Annotated in this window: 11 protein-coding genes; 1 reads left to right on the top strand and 10 read right to left on the bottom strand. The window is 43.5% G+C overall.

Annotation, left to right across the window (positions count from 1 at the left end):
• Positions 1-127 precede the first annotated feature (127 nt).
• The 10 genes from MHH56_RS10660 to MHH56_RS10615 form a co-directional block, all read right to left on the bottom strand.
• Positions 128-1,630: a response regulator gene (locus MHH56_RS10660; protein ID WP_339208142.1), complete on the bottom strand. Its 1,503-nt coding sequence runs from the start codon at positions 1,628-1,630 to the stop codon at positions 128-130.
• Entirely contained in the window at positions 1,630-3,453 is a 1,824-nt protein-coding gene (locus MHH56_RS10655; protein ID WP_339208141.1) for a sensor histidine kinase, read from the bottom strand. The genes MHH56_RS10660 and MHH56_RS10655 overlap by 1 nt, the downstream gene beginning before the upstream one ends.
• Positions 3,454-3,635: 182 nt before the next feature.
• Positions 3,636-4,271: a CPBP family intramembrane glutamic endopeptidase gene (locus MHH56_RS10650; RefSeq protein WP_339208140.1), complete on the bottom strand. Its 636-nt coding sequence runs from the start codon at positions 4,269-4,271 to the stop codon at positions 3,636-3,638.
• Positions 4,272-4,446: 175 nt separating this feature from the next.
• Entirely contained in the window at positions 4,447-6,504 is a 2,058-nt protein-coding gene (locus MHH56_RS10645; RefSeq protein WP_339208139.1) for a glycosyl hydrolase family 18 protein, read from the bottom strand.
• Positions 6,505-6,993: 489 nt separating this feature from the next.
• The gene (locus tag MHH56_RS10640; RefSeq protein ID WP_339208138.1) at positions 6,994-9,318 is read right to left on the bottom strand and encodes an ABC transporter permease; all 2,325 of its coding nucleotides are present in this window, start codon (positions 9,316-9,318) and stop codon (positions 6,994-6,996) included.
• Positions 9,319-9,320: 2 nt separating this feature from the next.
• Positions 9,321-10,025, bottom strand: a complete 705-nt coding sequence (locus MHH56_RS10635; protein ID WP_339208137.1) for an ABC transporter ATP-binding protein — start codon at positions 10,023-10,025, stop codon at positions 9,321-9,323.
• Positions 10,026-10,495: 470 nt separating this feature from the next.
• Positions 10,496-10,762 (bottom strand): hypothetical protein, encoded by a 267-nt coding sequence (locus MHH56_RS10630; RefSeq protein ID WP_339208136.1) that lies wholly within the window; start codon positions 10,760-10,762, stop codon positions 10,496-10,498.
• Positions 10,759-12,459 carry a S41 family peptidase gene (locus MHH56_RS10625; RefSeq protein ID WP_339208135.1) on the bottom strand — a complete coding sequence of 567 codons (1,701 nt, stop codon included), beginning with the start codon at positions 12,457-12,459 and terminating at the stop codon, positions 10,759-10,761. The genes MHH56_RS10630 and MHH56_RS10625 overlap by 4 nt, the downstream gene beginning before the upstream one ends.
• A 73-nt stretch (positions 12,460-12,532) precedes the next feature.
• The gene (locus MHH56_RS10620) at positions 12,533-13,924 is read right to left on the bottom strand and encodes a HAMP domain-containing sensor histidine kinase (RefSeq protein WP_339208133.1); all 1,392 of its coding nucleotides are present in this window, start codon (positions 13,922-13,924) and stop codon (positions 12,533-12,535) included.
• On the bottom strand, positions 13,921-14,601 hold the full coding sequence (locus tag MHH56_RS10615) for a response regulator transcription factor (RefSeq protein ID WP_339208132.1): 681 nt from the start codon (positions 14,599-14,601) through the stop codon (positions 13,921-13,923). Before MHH56_RS10615 ends, MHH56_RS10620 begins: the two co-directional genes overlap by 4 nt.
• 296 nt (positions 14,602-14,897) lie before the next feature.
• Here MHH56_RS10615 and MHH56_RS10610 point away from each other — a divergent pair, with 296 nt between their 5' ends.
• The gene (locus tag MHH56_RS10610; RefSeq protein ID WP_339208131.1) at positions 14,898-18,005 is read left to right on the top strand and encodes an ATP-binding protein; all 3,108 of its coding nucleotides are present in this window, start codon (positions 14,898-14,900) and stop codon (positions 18,003-18,005) included.
• Positions 18,006-18,123: the final 118 nt, after the last annotated feature.

The following is an 18,123-nucleotide window of genomic DNA, read 5'->3' as shown; positions in this document are numbered from 1 at the left end:
CTGCTCATTTGCTATTTTAAGGGGGGAATTTTTCCTTTTAACAACAGGAAGTGGTACGGGCGAAGAGACATCCAGCTTGCGAGAGTGCATCGCCCGCATATCATCTAACTGCTTGCTTGCACTTGGATCATTCGCTCATTTTGCGTTTTGCGAAGGCGGTCGGTGTTTCGCCTGTTGTTCTCTTAAACAAATGAGAGAAATGTTTGGCATCGTCGTAACCTACCAGCTCGCCGACTTCAGACGGACGCGACGTGCCGTCGGCTAGCAGCTCCTTTGCTTTGCTGATTCGGTAACCGCTCACGTAATCGGAGAAGGTATAGCCAGTTTGGCTTTTGAACAATCTGGATAAATGTCCAAGACTGACATGATGATCAGAAGCAAACTGCTGAAGGGAAAGGTCGCCTTGATAGTTGGCATGAATCCAGTTCATCAACACCGGAATGAGCCCTTTTGGTTTCTGTTCCTTTGATGTGTGTTTCCCTGCAATCCCGAATACTGCTGCCGTAAGCCATTCCTTGATTGGCTCATAGTCGGTCACTTCGAGCAGCAGGCTCATATCCTCTTGTAGTAGAATCGATGATTCTGCTTGCAAATTAAACTTCAACGAATAGAACAAATCACTAGCAAACTGTACCAGCTGCTTTTGGGTGACCTCTTTGTACTGCAGTCCCTTGACGATACGCGATATCGTTTCTCGTCCTCTTGCCATATCGCCCGCTTTAACCTGTGCTTGCAGTGCACGCGCTTTTACCCATATTTCGGAAATATCAGGCACAGCCAGCTTCATATCCGGTGATGCCAAGGTCGGCTCGCCGATTCGCAAATGCTCTTCAAGCTGCTTGCCAAGACGAATGAAGCTGCGATTCAGGCTCTCGTGCTCTTTCTTTATTGTGAAGCTCACATGGAGAAGAATGCCATGGGTGTTCACATATTGGAAGAGCGATTGAAGCTTTGTCTTTAGCGACTGCGTAAATGCTTCATTCCCAGCGGGCAGCAGCAGAACTCTGCGGCGGCCGTCGATCGTAATGCAATGACTATCCCGCTCCTTGTTCAAGACGCTACCGAAATGCGAGAGAATATCCGATGCCTCAAGCCCAGCATCCTTCCAAGTAAGCGGCGATGCCCAGTTCTCCAGAAGCAGCAGCACCATGAACATACGCTGCTGCTCTGCTTCGGCTGGCTTAACATGCTCCATCGCATCCGCCGCCAGCAGCCGCTGAAGAAGTGACCACGCAACACGGTCGATCCGGCTGCGCGACTCGTCTTCAATACGCGCAAGCAAGCGGTCAACCGCCTTGTAAAGGGTCTCTTTCTTAACAGGCTTCAGCAAGTAGTCCGTCACGCCAGTTTGCATTCCCCGCTGTGCATAAGCAAAATCATCATGGACACTGAGAATAATACCTTTGGTGTCCGGATGGCTGCGGCCAAGCTCGGCCAGCAGCTCCACACCGTCAATGCCCGGCATTGTAATGTCGGTCAACACCAGATGCGGGACTACGGATCTCGCTGCTTCCAGCGCATCTTCCCCGTTCTCGAACGCAAGCACACGATGCTGCGGCTCGTATCGCTTAAAGAGGGCCTCGAGCTCCGCAAGCGCCCACCGCTCGTCTTCTACCAAAAATATATTCATCAGTCGGCCTCTCCCTTCACCTTGACGAATTGTTCATACGGGAACGTCAACCTAACCGTCGTTCCACGGTCAGGGGAACTTATCAGCTCTACTCCATATTTGACACCATGGAACAGCTTGATTCGCTGTGCGATATTGGACAGGCCTATCCCCTGCCCCTCCTCGTCGTAAGCGTCCACCGCCTGTACTCTCTCCAACCTTCGGCGCAGCATGTGGATGCGTTCCTCTTCAATACCACAGCCGTTGTCGGACACTTCGATAATCAGCTCACTGCCAAGCCTCTTAACAGCGATGTCGATTCGACCGCCTGACTTGACCTTGCTCAGTCCGTGAACGATTGCGTTCTCAATTAGCGGCTGAACGGTAAGCTTCAGCACCGATGCTTGCAGCAGCGCTTCCGGCACTTCCATATTGAACTCAAATCGATTGCCGAATCGATGCTGCTGAATATTCATGTAATTGCTTATATGCTCCATCTCGTCATGCAGCGGGATAGGATGATGAAGATTTGTCATACTGTATTTGAACAGCTCAGCCAGCGATTCTGCCATTTCCGCAACCTCTTCGATGCCTCGAACCCTGCTGATAGACTTCATAATGTTAAGCGTGTTATACAAAAAATGAGGGTTGATCTGCGCCTGCAGTGCCGATAGCTGCGCATTCTTCTCCGCCAGTTTGGATGTGTACACTTCACTAATTAAGCGTGTGATACTATCCAGCATGTTGTTGTAGATACGGCTCAGACGGCCGATCTCATTGTTGCCGGTCACCTCCATTCTCTGGCTTAAATCCCCCTGCTCGACACGCGCCATCTTTTTCATCAAATTACGGAGCGGAAGCGTCATCTGATAAGACAGCACATAGGACACAAACGCAATTAGACCCATCGCGAGCAGGCCAACGAGAAAAAGAATATAAGTAGAATGTTTCTGCTTGGACAGCAGGAATTCGTTCGGAATTAGAATCAATGTATTCCATTTTGTATAGGAGGATTTCGACGTTGTATAGATATAGCTCTCGCCGTTCCACACCACCTCATTCGATTCATGATTGCCCTGGAAGATGGAAAGATCAATTCCAGTGTCATTGCTGCCCGTCAGCTCATTCCTGTCGTCATAGACGACGCTGCCTTCATCGGTAATGATGAACGCTCTCATATTCCGTTCAACGTCGTTGCTGTCGGAATTGACGAGCATGTCCTTGATGACATTTACGTTAATATTAATTTTCATATATCCCAAAACATCAAGGTATGGAATGCGGCTGATATTCCGTACGAAGGATATCACCTGAGCTTCACGATCACCGCCCGTATTCTCCGCTGTGACGGGCAGCAGCAGAAATTTGACTCCAGGCATATCCAGTCGATTCTGATACCAGCTCTCGCTTTGAAGATTGAAGCTTATCTTAGGTCCCCCCGCCTTTGATACAAAATAAGCGATGTCGTCCGTGGTGAAAATATAGATGCTCTGGAGCTGAGGGCGCGGCTGAAGATGAGTGAACAATCTATTGTTGATCGTCAGTTCAATTTGGTTCTGCGTAACGGGTTCCGGAATTCCATAATGATCAATTAAGCTTTCTTGAATAATAGGATCGCCAATAATAGACACGGAGAGCTTCTCCATATCCTGAATATACAGCTCGAAGGTTCGGCTGAACTGCCGAGAAATCGTGTCGGAAAGCGCTAACGTTTGATTTTTGATATCGTTTACATTTTTATAGTAGAAAATAATACAGGTCAGCATGACGATGAACAGCGATACCGCGGAGAAGACGATGAACATTTTACTCTTCAGCAAGTAGTCGTTCCAATTTTTCATCATGGCTTCTCCTTATATAAGATGTTTCCTCTTATTTTTGAATGAGGACTCTGTGATGGAAAAACCATTCATAAACTAGTGGAATGATGTATGCGCTGAGCGTCCCGTTAAACATAGTGATGGAAACCCTCAGCGTGACTAGCGATGCGCCTTCCTTCCGCTTGTAAACAACATTAAATTAGTTGCTATATTTTCACTTTTCTAGAGTAATAGACAGATAGCAAATTATACTGAATATGCAGTAATACAGGAATGAATATGGATTGTGTGATGTCTGCAATGGTTCCAAATATGATTCCACCTATGAAAGCAAAGAACATAAACCTTACACTTAATTTGTTTAATGTATAGTATTGCAAATGCGAGACTGCAAATAATAAGGAGGAAATGAGGATTGGGAGTGTGACCGGAAGATAAAATAGTTCATAGGATGATGCCGCTACGAATGCTTGGTTCAGGATCGGAAGCATTAGACCTCTAAATATGATTTCTTCGATAATCGGATACGCAATTATAAAATTAATCCTATTAAATTTACTTTCCAGACGATATCCAGAGTGTCGTGAGACGATTACATTCGCAATGAATACAACAGCAGTCAACGATAATACCATTGTAAAATTAATAGGCAGATTAAAAACATAATTCTCCTCATAAAAACAAGCTGCTGCGATGGCGAAAAATCCCCATACATATACGGTATTTCTTTTAAAATGATTAATTTTCGTCTTCGTTAAAGCCCTTGAAATGATGAACTCCAATATTTTAAAAGAACAGGTCAGCACTATCGCCAATCCTAGTGAAACAAACCACTTATCCATTAATGTGTAAATTGCAAATCACCTCTTTGAAAACTCTCTACGCTATTTTCGACACGCATGCTAGTTTACCTTCCCTAATTCTATTTGAAATGAATAAATAATTAACTTATTATTCCTTTTATTAAGCGTTTAAAAAATAAAAAAAGCCGCCCTTAGGCAGGGCGGCTGCTCTTGCTTATTTCAAACCCCATAATGCTGGCACATTCGATGGTTCCCAGCCAGCTAATGATGTATGAGGCTGAATACAATAATAGGTTTTGCCTCCGTAAGTAACGAGATCGTTTGCTTTGTAGCTTACATTAGGTGCCCAAGCATTTACCGTTCCACCGTTTGCATCAGTCGTAGCAGCAATCGATGTGCCGCTCGAAACATTGCCCGCGGCATCTTTCGCCACTACAGTAAATGTATAAGCCGTACTTGCGGCAAGACCGCTAATTGTCGTGCTCGTTCCCGTAACGTTCACGTTGGTAGAACCATAAGTCACGGTATAACCGGTTACGCCGACGTTGTCGGTAGATGCCGTCCATGAAAGATTGACGCTGGAGGATGTTTTGGCTGTGACTTGAAGATTCGTTGGCGCTGTTGGCGAGGTTGTATCTCCCGCAGCTGGATTCGTTGTTACTGGAAGTGCATTGCTCGCTCCCGAAATATTGCCAGCCGCATCCTTCGCTTTCACAGTAAACGTATAGGCTGTATTAGCAGCAAGTCCACTAATTGTCGTGCTCGTTCCTGTGACGTTTACGCTTGTAGAACCATAAGTCACGGTATAACCCGTCACGCCAACGTTGTCAGTGGACGCACCCCAAGCTAATGTTACACTATTTGATGTTTTTGCAGTGGATTGAAGGTTGCCCGGTACCGATGGCGCAATGATGTCTGCACTACCAGATCCTGCCAAATCGCTCGCCAGCTTGTTTAATAGAACTTTGTTTCGGTCACCGCTAAACTCCCAGAACATGGCACCGCCCAGCCCTTTGCTTTGAATGAAGGCTGTCTTGTGGCCCAGTGATTCTGTATCATCGTAGGAGATAAAAGTACGTTTAGCAGCGTTATATAAGTAAGGTACCTTCGCTGTATCATTCCAATAACGTGTGTAGCCGTTTTTATTAATGTAGTTGTTTTCGAGATCTGTATAATCAAATAACCCCGCTTCCCATGTACCCGCAGGCACGCCAGAGCAGCTTTGATACTGCCCATTACCGGTCGCTGCACAATTGGCCCAGCCTCGACCATAGAAAGGGACTCCCAACACAATTTTACTAGCTGGAACTCCGGCATCCAAGTGCCCTTGCACGCCAGACGCACTGTTATACGTCGCCGCGTTTGGAACGCCCGCCGCTGCTGCTGCTGGATCATAGTTCAGTGGAGCATTGTGGGCGCTTACGGTTTGCCAGCCGCCGTTGAAATCATATGTCATAATGTTGATCCAATCGACAATCGCAGCAATATTACCTAGCTCGGTATTTTGTGCATACGTCGGACTTGCACCTGAGGCAATCGTCAGCAGATAAGTTTTACCATCCGCCGTACCCGCAGCATTAAGCTTCTCCCGAATCTTCTGAAGCAGCAGCGTATAGTTTTGCTTATCAGCAGCCCTTACGCTATTGCCAGCTAACCCTCCGCTTACCGGGTATTCCCAGTCGAGATCAACGCCATCGAATTGATATTTTCGTAGGAAGTCTACTGCTGAATTAGCGAATGTCTCCCTTGTGGCCGCACTGGCCGCAACATCAGAGAATCGGTTCGACCAACTCCATCCGCCTACGGAGATAATAGTTTTTAAATGAGGATTAGCTTGCTTCTGCTTAATCAGCTGCCCAAGATTGCCCTTTATCGGCTTATCCCACGTATCCCCAGGGAACGCTTTTCCTGTGTCGATCCAAGGATCGCCTAATACGATTGTCCCATTTGGCACGTTAATCGTACCAACTTCGTCCTGACAAGCCCATGTCACGGGATTAGGCCCTGTCGGATCTGAATTTCCGTGAATGCCATTCCAACAAATATCTGCAAACGCATAGTTAATATGAGTTACCTTGCTAACATCCATATCCATGACATTGTAATTTCTGCCATAGGCACCCCAAGAGGGATAATACCCGATTATCTTTGAATTTGAAGCTGCTTCTACCTTCTGTCCACCAAATGCTAGGGAGTAAAACAATGAGAGGATGAGAAAAGCAACCAACAGGATAACACTACTTTTTCGTACCGATGCTCCGCCTAGTACCATTTCTTAAATACACCTCTTCCTTCAGTTTTGAAATCGCTTTCAATAAGTGAATATCAAATAGACTCTGCCCAGTCACCTCCTAAAGTAAGGATAAAAACAAAGGAAAACCGTCACATCATAGTTCTGCTAAGTCGTTTGAACAAGAGAAAAGAAGATTGCACAAAGAAAATCGGGGGGGAAATTGCGGTGTAAAGCGAGTATCTGATATGTTTCTCCCTTTATTGTACGAGTTGTCTCCATAACCAAAAAGAAGGTTGATTATGTTATTAAGGGATAAATATCTCTTATTCTTTGTAAATGGGTTTTAATTTCAACTTCATAGAAAACGGAATCGTTTAATATTATCCTTCTATAGCCATTTGTCCCCTCTGAGTTCGTTATTAGCAAAAGGTATCACAGCACAAAAAAACACGCTAAACTATAGCGTGTTTAACATAAATGCCCTGTGAAGCTTTCGAAAACCTTACCTAGTGAAACGCTTAATACGTTTTATTCAATACTTTTCAATGATTCAATCATATTAATTTGAGAAACTTTTCGCCGAAGCAGTAAATTAGAAAGCGTAGTAAGTAAGAACGCAAGCAGAATAGAAACTAACAAGATCGTTATGTTTAATTTATCTGGGATTTGCTGATGGGGACTCGACAATGCCTGAACAATAATGGTGTAGATATAGCCGCTGATCGGTAACGCTACAATTACCGCAAAGGCGGTTAAAATGATATTTTCAGAGAAGATAAGCCGGTTTATTTTATTTTTTTGATAGCCTAATACCTTCAGTGTTGCAAGCTCACGAATCCTTTCATAAATGTTAATGGAAGATATCGTATAGATAGCCCCAAAGGAGAGTATGACCGCACAAATGATAAACATAATGAATACAAAACTATTTTGCCTCAAAATATATTGCGCGGATTTCTTTAGATCATCCTTATCTGCAATGGTGTCTACACGTTGATCCTGCTCAAAGAAATTACGAACGCTTATCAGATCCGCCGAGCTGTTCGCTTTAACTAAAACCGAGGTTGGGCGATAGTCTATACCTAAACTATTCATATATTCGGGTGTGCTATAAAACGAAGGATTCGAATACTGATTAGATATTTTTAGAACCTTCATGTTCACCGATTTTTGGTTAAGCTCTGGTGCTGTAAATTCCATTTGGATCGTATCGCCTTCTGCAATTTGATACTTGTCTGCGTAAGATTTCGGTATTAGTACACCATTGTTTTCTAAACGAATTCTTTTATCATTTTCATCAAAGAAATGAATAAGGTCGTTTTCTTTTTCCGTAACCACTAATGTGGCGTTTTCTTTGACATCCTCTTTTATAAAGGCAACAGGAAAGGTAGATAATCCATGGCTTTTTGCAATATTGGAAGAGAGATTAATCGAATCAGAAGATGTTCCTACCGCATAATCGACTCTCAAATCATAGGTATACACATCCTCAATTTGATCAGCCACCTTCACCAAAGACATTTGTGTGCCAAATGCAGTGATCAATAAAACAGTGCTTACAACAACACCAACGGAGCTCGCTAAAGCTTTTTGTTTATTTAAAAATATATTTCTCAAAATGAGCTTATGGCTGTAGGAAATTCGGCTCCAAATACCCGGAATTTTTTCAATGAGCAGCTTCTTCATCTTCTTTGGCGGTTTAGGGCGCATCGCCTGGGCAGCACGTTCATTTAATATCGTTCTGCCACTAAAATAACATGACAGGATTCCAAAAGCGCTGGAGAAAATAATAGGAGGAATAATAGAAAATAATGAAAGTGTAAATGAAATGCCAGGCATAGAGTAAGCCCTTGCATTCGACGCCGTAATTAATGGAATAAATACAATAGCGGATATGACAAAACCAAGGATAGATCCTATGATGCTTGCCAGCACAGGATAGCCCATATAATGAAGCATAATATTTCTGTTTTTTACACCTAATGCTTTCATAATGCCTACTTGGTTTCTTTGTGAATCTATAATTCTCGACATCGTAAGGAACAGAATAATTGCTTCAATTAAAAAGAGAACAAGAGGTATAACCTTACTCATCAATTTGTTATTATGTATTGTTTGGTTTAATTGCGAGTAATTGAAAGACCGTTCTTTAGTTTCTTGAGTTAAATAAGGGAGTTGTTTGGATTGAACCTCAATGGTTTGACCTATTTTATCTATATCGTAACCCTCTTGAGCCTCAATCATAACTTCATTATAGTAAAAGCCGTCAGCGATTGCAGGAATTGCCGCTTCGGCAATATAAGCGATTCCGCTGATTTTATGGTCCTGCGTTTCGTTCTTTTTAGTATGTTCAACATTCTCAATCAAGCCGCTAATTGTAAAATTAAAGCTTCTGCCATTGCTGCTAATACTGAGTGAATCACCTAGTTGAAAATGATGTTCTTTGGCATAAGCGGAATCTAATACGATTTCATCCTGTTTTGACGGGATATTGCCCGTAATGATCGTAGGCGTATTTATTTCATTTTTTTCAGGAATCGAATGGATTTTCAAAATCGCTTTATAATCTTTAAAAGCTTGCGTGGCATCAAAGCTATACCGTCCTTCTATTTTATGAATACCTGCGATCTCGCTTAGACGAGCCACATCATCGCTTGAAATTTGGCTGTAGTATACATTTAAGTCGCTTAAATGATGTTCTTTAAAATAAACCTTCGTATACGCGCCAAGATTGTCACTTAAAGTTACAAGCCCCGTATAGAAGAAAGCTCCTACTGCGATAACCAAAACAAAAGCTATAAATTGTCCTATCGATTGTTTGATATCCCTTATTGATTTCAAAAATAATTTCATAATTACCACTCAATCCCTTCAACACTTTGTTTTTCCTCATTTATAGTGATGCTCTCAATCCTTCCGCTTTTAACCTTTATGACTTTATCAGCCATAGGAGCAATTGCAGAGTTATGTGTGACCACAACAACGCATTTTTTCGTATCTTTGTTCAAATCTTGAAGAAGCTTTAAGACAGACTTGCCCGTTACATAATCCAAAGCTCCGGTGGGCTCATCACAAAGCAGCAGTAAAGGATTTTTGGCAACCGCTCTCGCGATAGCAACCCTTTGCTGTTCCCCTCCAGATAACTGGGAAGGAAAGTTTTTGATCCGTTCTTTTAATCCCACTTTATGTAAAATATCTTTAGCATCCAAATGGTTTTTACATACTTCCGTTGCAAATTCAACATTCTCTAGCGTGTTTAAATTCGGAATCAAATTATAAAATTGAAATACAAAACCTACCTTCTCACCACGATATTCTGTTAATTTTTTTTCGCCTAATCTTGTGATTTCATGGCCACCAACAAACACTTGACCAGAAGAAGCTGTATCCATTCCGCCAAGTATATTCAAAATCGTACTTTTGCCGGCACCGCTTGCACCTAAAATGACAACGAATTCCCCCTCTAATATGGAAAAATCAACACCTGCTAGCGCCTTAATCGTCACTTCACCTATGTTGTATTCTTTGGTTACATTTTTGAAATCGATTAACTTTTTCACTACCTTCATCTCCTCGTATTCTATTTTTTAGAACATGGTTTGTTGTTTCACCGGTTAACTTATGGAGGCAACGCCCCATTGCTGCACTATTTTTCCATCATATACCATCCAAAAGAAATGACCTTCCCTCAGTCGATGTATTTTGCGCTCGGTCTCCAGAAGGAGATTGATCGATCTATTGTCACGCTATCGCCAACAAAATTTGATGATAGCCCCTCAGCTATGATTGTTAACTCCACTTGCTCACAAAAAAGGAGCAGCCTGTTAGGCTACTCCCCTTGAATAATAACTTTTCACTTAAGCTTCAACTCAATTTCTTAATCACTTTCTCCACTCGCTTTCGTTTTGTGTCCTTATCAATATCGCCCAGTCGTGAGGAAAGCGTCTTTATGAAAAGGGCTTTGTTATTATCGTTAACGATGGCTATTGCATTCTCCGCATACATTGGAAGCTGATTGGTCGGACATTTCTTAAGCTGTTCGTCGATTGTTTCCATAATCAAGCAATGTTACAAGCTCTTTGCTGTATTCAGCAATTAAAGATGGCCTCAGATCTCCAATCTCATAGAGAACTTTAATGCAATCGCTTTGGATGTTCTTGTCATTGTTATGCAAGTTATCAACTAGTTCTATTACAGCTCCTTTATCATCTCGATCGGCAATGTTTTTCGCCAGCTCCTGGTTAGGACCTTCGTCTTTGCGGTTAAGTGACGATGCTAATTTGTCGATTATGGTCATTTGTTTTTCTCCTTCAAAGATGCTAATGCATAATTCAATTCCACGTCCTGCCCATCGATATATTTCATCTTAAATGTTTGCTCGTTCATCGGAACTGTGATATCGGGAGTCGCTCCGCCAAATCCGCGTTCATCGCTATCGCCTTGAATCATTTTGTCTTGATTAAGTGATCGGCCATCCGGGAACCGCAAGATATATCCTCCCGGCATTTTCATTTCTATAGGAGCGGACACGACTCCGAACGAACCGTTCGTGGACGCAAAGCCGATAATCTTGACATTTTGCATTCCTTTTAAGAACAACGGCAATCCTTCCCCTGAGCTCGCGGTGTTCGAATTAATGAGGACCGCGATTTCCCCTGGAAAGCAACTCCGCGAAGGATGAACGGTTCTGGTTTCGGCGCGGTTGATTTCGAAACGTCCCGTATTTCGATTGTAGTAACTGACGTATTCATAGAACTTCTTCTCGTTCACAAAATGTCCTGCCATTTGGGCAACGAGTTCGTCGTCTCCGCCCGGATTATCCCGTAGATCGATGATGATTCCCTTTACGCGTTTCTCTTGAAACTCTTTTAATTGGTCTTCCAGCACTTGCGCGGGATCGGATTGTGTCGTTCCGGGAAGAAAATATCTGATTTTCACGTACCCGTATTCCTCTCGAAGGATCTCGCCTTCTACGGGAGGATCTTCTTTTTTTAGCTTAATTTTCGTTTTCTTCAAGGTCTCGTATTGATCGTCGTAAGCTGTAAGCGTCGCAGTCTTGCTCGCTTCATCATCCCAATTCCGAAATTCGACTTCGATTTCTTTGCCGATTGGAGCTCTTGCCAAGAAACGCCCTTGATTTTGAATCCGATCTCCTTCGGTTGCCGACGGATTCTCGCTCCATGACGTTTGGTCCAATGCTTCCCGAACGTCTTTCCCGTCCCACGACATGATTTCGGCTCCGAGCTTGATTCCGCTTTTGTCAGCCGGGCTGCCAGCTAACAGTAAGCTAACCAATACTTTGCCGTTATCCAATTGAACGGCGCTAATTCCGACTCCGCCGCCGACTTCATTTTTAAACGTGTTATTATCGTCGTACAGATGTTCATTCGCAATTTCGATATGGCCATCGCGGAAAGAAAAGAGGTAATCCCTTAAAGTTTTATAGTAGAGGTTCGGATCATGGTTGATTTCCGCTTGGAGGAATAGAGGCTCGTATTTCTTTTTCTTTGCTTCCCAATCGATTTTTTTCCAATCTCCGAAAGGGTATTCGGCGGACAACCTTTCGTTCATCGCGATAAAAGCTTTGGAATAGCTCATATGGCTTAAATCGCTCACCGGATTGTATCGAACTTCTCCCGCAACGGTTAATGCCAATAGCGTAGGAAGGGTACCAAGGACGCAAACGATAACCATGACAAAGCGAAATTTCGAAGACATCGGCTTAATGGCCGGTTTAAAGACTCTTCTCGCAGTACTTAAGAATAGGATGGCCGTAGAGGAGTAAATCAGCAGAGCCAGTATAGAGGCGTCGCCATTCATAAGGCTAATAATCGCAATGATTACACCTGCGCTCGGTATAAAATCCAACCAGCGGTTATTTTTGAGAAGGGGCCAAGCATACCTCAGCAAAACGAACAAGTTTAATACACATAAGATCATTTCCCAGACAGTCAACCATTTCAATGAATCGATAACATCTTGAATAAAGCTCATCGTTTCTATTCCTCCGATCAGTTATATGTGAATCGAACTGAGTGTATTGGAGAAATATGAACGGAGCGTGAACTTATTTGCAAATGGCCGAATCGTTATGCAAGGCAGCGGGAAGCATCACGGTGAATGTCGTGCCCAGTCCGACGGTACTCTTCACCTCAATGCTTCCGCGATGGAGAGCAACGATTTTGTGGGAGATGGCAAGACCGAGACCATTGCCGCTTCGGTCTTGGGCCCGTGACTTGTCCGCTTTGTAGAAGCGCTCGAAAATAGAGCTTAAATCGTCCGGCGCAATACCGATCCCGGAATCGCTTATAACAACAGCAATCTCATGAGGATGAGGCCGGCTGATCCCAATGAGAACTTGACCGGCGCGGGGCGTGAACTTGATGGCATTCCCAAGCAAATTCATCCAAACTTGATTGAGTTGATCCCGGTCGGCCGTTATATCGGCGCCGGCTCCCGAAGGGGACTCTATGTCGACGCGAATGCTTTTGGCCGACCACTGCGGCTCGCACGCGACGATTACTCGTCGAATTTGCTCATCTAGTTTATACGACTCCATCACAAACGGATGATGATCCGATTCGAGGGACGCGAGTTTCAGCAGATTATCGCTGAGTCTGGATAATCTATCGCTCTCGGTAACGATTATATCCAAGTATTGAACACGATCATCCTCCGCAATAACCAGATTGCCATCCTTCAACGCCTTCGCGAATCCGGAGATGGAAGTTAACGGCGATTGGATTTCATGGGACACGTTTGATACGAAATCCTGTCGCATCCGCTCCAATTGCTTGATTTCCCTAGCCATGTCGTTGATGCTCCGCGAGAGAGTTCCGAGCTCGTCTCCGCGAATGATTTTCAACTCAACCTCGAAGTCCCCTTTGGCCAACCGCTTAGTCGCATCCGTCATCGCTTGAAGAGGCTTCACCAGGTATCTGCCAGCAATGAGAATGCACAAGCTTCCGATCGCAAGCATGAGGAACAGAATAGTGAATAATAATCGGAAGATCGTAATTTCGTTCTTGGAAGAGCTCTGAAAAAATAAAGCATAATGTTTTCCATCGGAAGAAAACGGAAGGCCGACGAACGTACCGTTATCTTTTCCATGCGAACGGTACGGTTCTCCGCGCAGTACCATGCGAACCGATTCCGAGTTAATCGCTCCGACCTTCTTGCCCTTGCTCGGCACATAGGAGTACATCCCGCCATTGCCGTCGTATAGCTGCAAGGTATAGGAAACCAATTCAGCCATGTCATTCATGAACACATCCAAATCCGGAGGATTCGTTTGCTCGTACACGCGTATTATACGATCGCCGGCCGCGATCATATCGTTTTTACCCGTAGCGTTCAGATCATTCTGGAATAGAGCAAGGGCGAGAAGAAGGGATGAGACCAAGCTGATGACAATGGCGGCCAGAAAAGTCAGCACGACGCGAACGTATAACGATTTCATCCCGGATTCACCACCAGACGATAGCCGACGCTGCGTGCCGTTTCAATGCGAAAATGGCGGACGTCCCCGGCAAAGCGTTCCCTAAGCCGCTTGATATGTACATCAACGGTTCGGTCGTCGCCTTCGTAATCCATGCCCCAAATCTGAGTGATCAGCTGCTCTCTCGTAAATATCTGCCCTGGGTGGCCGGCAAGCATGAACAGCAGCTCGAATTCTTTTAGCGGCAACGCTAATTCCTCTTCTCCCCGCATGACCTTATACGTTTTCCGATTCAGCACGATTTCGCCCAACGGTATGACCTGGGACGAGGCAATACGGGATCGCTTCAGTAACGCTTTAACCCGCATCACAAGCTCAATCGGATCAAACGGCTTCGGCATATAATCGTCGGTCCCGAGCTGGAAGCCTTTTATCTTTTGACCCGATTCACCCTTGGCCGTTACCATCAGAAGCGGAATGTCGGGATCGCTTTTCCGAATTTCTCTGCACAAATCCCATCCGTCCATTTGCGGCATCATAATGTCGAGGATGACCAGATCGATTCCCGAACCTTTGACGATAGCATGCGCATCGATGCCGTTGTCCGCCTCGGTCAGATTGAATCCTTCATTCTTCAAATAAAGGCGCATCAAGGCGCGAATGTTAGGATCATCGTCCACAATAAGAATATTGACCATATAAACAATCCTCCACTTGGAAAACGATAGCCTTACGTTTGAATGTTGAACGCTGCAATCCCCAACTGATATTCACTGGATGGACCACGCGGTGGCATGCCTACCATAACACTTCTATTACATTTATGGTAAACTATTTAAATATTCGACAAACCATAGTTTCTCCTCATCATCACCTCTATAGCAAGGACTGAACGCGATAAGGCTACTAGAACAAGATGCGCTGCCGCCCGTTTGAATGGTCACAAGAAAGTACCATAATGGGTGAAGCTCTCATAGTGAAAGGAATTGGCTATTTGAAAAATAGAAAGACGCTCACTCTAATTATGATCGCTGTCACTCTCTTAACAACCTACTTTGTCCTTCACTCATTTCGTGTTTTTGACTCCAATACATTCGTGGCGAAAAATGGTGTTCTTTCATTGCAGCATTGGGATTGGCAAGATGAAAAAACGATTGCGCTTGATGGAGAATGGGACTTCTATCCAGATGAATTAATTGTGCCAAGCCCGGTTGATGATGTCTTTGAACGTTATAAGAACAAACGCCATTCCATTCCGGTTCCTACAGCGTGGGATCGCTATAGAGCTGAAAGCGCTACTCCTTATGGGACAGGCACATATCGCTTGCTTATACATGTTCCGGAGGATGACCTTTACGGTGTAAAGCTGAATACGATTCGAAATGCCAATAAAGTGTATTTAAACGGGGAAGAGCTTGGCTCAGCAGGTGTTCCTTCCAAAAGCACTGAAGAATATCGGTTTGATTACAAAAAATATGTCGTTTTGGGAAATAGTAGAGACAAACAAATAGAACTTGTTATACTAGTTGCCAATTATGACTATGCTGTTGGTGGGATTGTCAGTTCCCTCCAATTCGGTCTAGCCGATCAAATATTAGCAAAGCAAGGCCGTGGAAAATTCATTGAAGCCTTTCTCATTTCCGGCTACTTTCTGTTTTCATTTATATACTTTACGACCTATTTACAACACAAACGGAAATTCCAGTATGAGCTCTATTTCAGTCTATTCAGTTTAGCGCAAGCTGTACATATATCAACGATAAATGAAAGATGGATCTACTTACTATTTCCGGAGTTCAGCCCAGCCTCACAACTAGGAATTCAAGCCATTTCACTTACGCTTTTCGTCTTGTTTTTCCTCCTATTTGTTTATCATTTCTTCAACATGTCTGCCAGTAAAAGGTTCGTCACTGCATTAAGTGCTATCTTAGGATTTCAAGCCTTGGCAGTGTGTATATTAAATATAACCATTGATCTAATGGTGAATTTTCCATTTCCGCTCATTCAACTCATTGTTTCAGGGACTACCGCTATTAGTTATGTGTATATTTTTATTATGCTGCTAAAAGCCTATAAGCAAAAAACGGATGAGTCCGACTATGTGCTGATCGTTGTTTTTGCTTTTGCTGTTTATGGTATTTTACTTGCAATTGTCTTGCTATTTGATGTGGATATCGAAGTTCCGTCACTTCTTTTGTTTTTAATTATGGTGATGAGCTTGGCGCTACTAATGAGTCACCGTTCACAGCAGGCATATAATAAAGTTGAGGAACTGTCTGATGAATTGCTTGAATTCGACCGAATGAAGGATGATTTTCTAGTCAAAACATCACACGAGCTCGGCACTCCGCTCCACGGCATTATGAATCTTTCTCAATCGCTGCTGGAGGGTGTAGAAGGGCCTTTAAAAAGAAAACAGCAAGAGAGTGTTATTTTGATACACTCGGTTAGTAGAAGATTGGCAGGTTTGGTTAAGGATCTATTATTTATTTCTAGAATAAAGCAAGGTGAGGTGCCTTTTACATCCAGACCGATCGAAATCCGAATTATTGAGGAAGTGCTCGCTGAGATTGCCTATGTTATACCGCCCACTCTGCCTGTTCAATTGATCAATATGATCCCAGAAAATTTGCCGCTTGTATATACCGATGAACAAAAGCTAAAGCAAGTTTTGTTCAATCTGATCTACAATGCGATTAAATTCACCAATCAGGGAACGATCACAATCTCAGCTCAAATCGTAGAGGAACAAATGCACATATCGGTTGAGGATACGGGTTCAGGTATTGCTTCAGATTACCAAGACCTCATATTTACTACCTTTTATCAAGTTGAAAGCAGCCGGTCTAGGAAATCAGAAGGACTTGGTTTGGGATTAAGCATTACCAAGAAAATTGTGGAGAGTGCAGGCGGACGTATTTGGGTAACTTCTGAAATAGGTAAAGGCTCATGCTTCACCTTTACAATCCCGCTGGCTACTAATCAGCAGCTATTAGAGCATAATGAAATAAACAATCACGAAATGAACGAACCTGTTACGTCTACCCAAATGAAAAATCGGGAGATGCAGCAGTCGCAGGTTATCCTGCCTACACGAGTGAAAGGACCAAAACCGTATACGATATTAGTAGTAGATGACGAGCCTGCCAACTTGAAGGTACTTATAAATATGCTTCATTCACTTCATTATAGCGTAATTGCAGTAGGCAGCGGGCAGGAAGCACTCGACATAATTGAAACGGAAAAGGTGGATCTATTAATTTTAGATTTAATGATGCCCCATATGTCGGGATATGAGGTTTGCAAAACGATCAGACAGAAGCAAGACTTAGTAGATTTGCCTGTCATCATATTAACAGCAGCAGGACAATTGTCTGACTTAGTTGTATCCTTCCAATTAGGAGCCAATGATTACTTGCAGAAGCCTGTTAATTTAAAAGAATTAGAGATGCGAATCGAGTCCTTATTATTAATGAAAAAGTCAGCGCAGGATGCTGTGGAGCATGAACTCAGCAGCTTTTACGCTCAGATTACACCGCATTTTTTATACAACACACTCAATGCGATTATTGCACTAAGTTGGTCTGACCAGAAAAAAACCCAAACTGCATTAGAACATCTTTCTACCTATTTCCGAGGAAAGCTGGATTACCAGAAGCAGCGCTCACTCGTCCCTTTGGAGGAAGAAATAGAATTAGTGATGGCTTACTTAGCGATAGAAAAATTGCGCTTCGAAGAAAGGCTGCATATCGATTATAATATCGACGAAACGATTCAAACCTATATCCCAGCAATGACACTGCAGCCGCTAGTGGAAAATGCTGTTACTCACGGAATAATCAAAAGTAATAAAGGTGGAACGCTGCGTCTTACTATCGCGCGGGAACAGCAGCATATCAAAATCATAATAGAGGATAACGGTGTCGGGATTCCTATAGAAAAGCAGCAAGAGCTAATGTGTGGTCGAAATGAGCGGCTGGGCTTTACAAATCCATTTAGAAAGCTTTCGCTTATTAAAGGAGCCCGTTTTCAAATGAACAGTGAAGTGGGCAAAGGGACAACGATCATCATTCATATGCTCGAGATCAAAGACAACAGGTAATTGTTCTAATTTTCACTCATACATAAGTGAAAACACCTAATCAACCAGAATGTTCATACAACGCTTATTCCTCCACGACTGGGACACTCCATAACGAAATGAAGGACGTAAAAATAAA

It is taken from the genome of Paenibacillus sp. FSL K6-3182 (assembly GCF_037976325.1).
Lineage (GTDB): Bacteria > Bacillota > Bacilli > Paenibacillales > Paenibacillaceae > Pristimantibacillus.
The sequence above is the reverse complement of the archived record's forward strand: the minus strand, read 5'-3'. Positions and strand labels throughout refer to the sequence as shown.